Here is a 1,480-nt window from a genome sequence, read left to right as displayed (position 1 = left end):
AAATTATTGTAATTTGTCGTCTCGCTATCCATCCCCACCCGTCGCAGGGTTGGGTAATTCCGCGAGTTTTGTTAAATTTAATGGTTTTGACAGCAAGGGAGTAGGGAGTCGGGAGTAGGGAGTCGGGAGTCGGAAACTTCGGATTAAAAATTATCACAATTCATTAATAGACCTCTTGCCAAAGTATTTTTCTGATAGTGTTGGCGTCAATTATTCTCAAATGTTCCCTGTTCCCTATTCCCTGTTCCCTGCTCCCTGCTCCCTGCTCCCTTTGCTAAAGTACTAAATAACCACAATTAATTAAGAAAAACTTGCCAACTTTTGCAAAAACTCTTGATGTTCCTTACTGGCCAACCCAGCTTGCCAGGTTGCCATCACCTCAAGCATATCCCCCGCCAAAAGTGCCGAAACTGCTAACCATAATCCCGGATTTGGCTGCGGATAATTCCTTCTTGATCAGCTACAAGAGAAACATATTCTCCGTCTTGCCAAGAAAACCAATCAAAACGCTGGTCAATTACCTGCCAAACCAGATATTCTTTTACTCCATTGCGACGATAAACTCGTTTTTTGTCCCGTAGGTCAATAGAAGCAGTACTTGCTGCAATTTCTGCCACTAGTTCTGGTGCGCCTTCAATATAACCATCATCGTCCAGGCGACTTTGGCCACCACAATTGCTATCAATGAGTAAAACCGCATCAGGTTGGGGTTCATTATCCAGATCCAGCCGCACTGTAGGGTTATCACCTAATCTTACACCAGGAGTTGCTATTTTATAGTTGCCCAACCAAACGAGTAAATTAGCATGGGGCTCAGCGTGGGCTTCAAACCGTAAGGGGGATCCTATATAAACAATTCCTTCAATTAGTTCTGCTTTTTTGAGGTGGGGCATGGCTTGATAACGCCGCTCAAATTCTCCACGAGACAGCAGATCTCCATTTTCTAGGACTGGAAGAGTTCTCTGTCTGTTAGTGATGGGAGCGCTCATAACTTTTCTACTGTTTCCTGATGGGTTTGTACTAAAGTTATTAGTTATTAGTTATAGAAGTTTTCAATTGGGTGAGGTACATTTTTTAGCATTGCTGAATCTTCGGATGAATATCAGTGGGGTGGGCAGGATTCCCACGGGCAAGATGCCCGTTCCACAAAAGATGCCCGTTCCACAAAAGATGCCCGTTCCACAACAAGATGCCCGTTCCACAACAAGATGCCCATTCCAGCCACCGGGTCAAACAGCTTTAATGAGATGCACCCGATACTCATCGCAGAATTGTTTGATCAATCGTATTTTTAAGGATAGCTCAAAAACTTTCTGTTTTTACTATATTTCAGCTAACTGGTACTAGGGCGTGTTTTCAAACTCGGAGATCCCCCTAAATCCCCCTTAAAAAAGGGGGACTTTGAGAATGGCTCCCCCCTTCCGCGCGGGGGGTTGGGGGGGATCTAAATCTTGCGGAAAACTTTGAAAACACGGCCTAG

General features: G+C 44.5%; 1 protein-coding gene and 1 pseudogene. Both read right to left on the bottom strand.

Features of this window, described 5'->3' with window-relative positions; all coding sequences use genetic code 11:
- Positions 1-300 precede the first annotated feature (300 nt).
- A pseudogene (locus tag F6K37_RS42070) lies at positions 301-989 on the bottom strand (Uma2 family endonuclease).
- Between the two features lie 113 nt (positions 990-1,102).
- Positions 1,103-1,264, bottom strand: a complete 162-nt coding sequence (locus tag F6K37_RS42065; RefSeq protein ID WP_154659966.1) for a hypothetical protein — start codon at positions 1,262-1,264, stop codon at positions 1,103-1,105.
- Positions 1,265-1,480: the final 216 nt, after the last annotated feature.

Source organism: Moorena sp. SIO4E2 (genome assembly GCF_010671945.1).
Lineage (GTDB): Bacteria > Cyanobacteriota > Cyanobacteriia > Cyanobacteriales > Coleofasciculaceae > Moorena > Moorena producens.
This window is presented reverse-complemented; position numbering and strand designations above follow the sequence as displayed.